Consider the following 1,114-nt stretch of genomic DNA (forward strand, 5'->3'; position numbering starts at 1 on the left):
GCTATTGATCAGAAACTCATGGGGTTCCCTCGTCGAGGGTGTAGCGGACGTGCGGGGCTTGGAAGTAGCCGGTGATGATGTGGGGTTGGCGCTGTCGGCGGTGGAAGAACCTGCGGGTCTCGGCGGCGAGTTCGGCCCGGTTCCGTGCCCGGTGGGTGTGCGGCAGGCTGCGTTTGAGGTCGGCGTTGACGAGCTCGTCCGGGTTGAGCTCGGGTGAGTACGAGGGCAGGAAGTGCAGTTCGATCTCGTCCTGGTGGTCGGCGAGCCAGGCCCGGACGGTCTTCGAGCGGTGGGCCGAGTGCCGGTCCACGATCAGGTGGACCTTCCGGTCGAAGTGACCGACGACGCGGGCAAGGAAGCGGCACATGACCGTCGCGTCGAACGACTCGGTGAACACCATGAAGTGCATCCGGCCCTTCGTGCTGATCGCGGACATCGCGTTCACGGAGAACCGGTTCCCGGTGCGGCGAACCACCGGTGTCTTCCCCTTCATGCCCCAGGTGCGGCCGGTGACCTGATCCGACCGGATCCCGACCTGGTCGGCGAACAGGATCTCACCGTCATCAGCCTTCGCCCGGGCCCGGATCGTTGGCCAGGTCTCCTCGTGCCACGTCCGGACCGCTTTCGGATCCTGCTCGACGGCCCGCTTGTCGGGCCGCTGGAAGGTCAGTCCCCAGCGCTTGAGGTACTTGCCGACCCCGGGATCGGTGAAGCGGACTCCGTACAGCTTGAAGATCAGCCGGCCTATCTGCCCCCGCGTCCACAGCTGGCCCGACAGCCCCAGGCCGGACGGCGTGTGGTCGAGAACAGCCTGCCGCACGGCGGCCTGCTCGGCCTCGGACAGAACCTGATGCTCACCCGCGCGCCGGCCCCGCGGCCGGGACAGCAGCGCGTCCCGGCCGCCGGCCCGCCACCTCGCCCACCAGTTGTCCACGGCCCTGACCGACACTCTGAACAGTGCGGCAACCTCCACCCGGTCCCGGCCCTCCACCAGCGCCGACACCGCCAGCAACCGCACAGCCTCCTGCGCGTCCGGCGACCAAGTCCGCGCATCCCCCACCAGATCACTCACACACCATCAACGAGCCTGCACCCAAAGCGTTTCGGATCAATA

1 protein-coding gene is annotated in these 1,114 nt (G+C 67.7%); it reads right to left on the minus strand.

The genetic code is table 11. The features are described 5' to 3' along the window. Positions 1 to 16 precede the first annotated feature (16 nt). Complete coding sequence (locus Q0994_RS33850; protein ID WP_299542565.1) at positions 17 to 1,018, minus strand: IS630 family transposase; 1,002 nt, start codon at positions 1,016 to 1,018, stop codon at positions 17 to 19. Between the last annotated feature and the right edge of the window lie 96 nt (positions 1,019 to 1,114).

Origin of the sequence: uncultured Streptomyces sp. (assembly GCF_947488945.1) — a bacterium.
GTDB lineage: Bacteria > Actinomycetota > Actinomycetes > Streptomycetales > Streptomycetaceae > Streptomyces.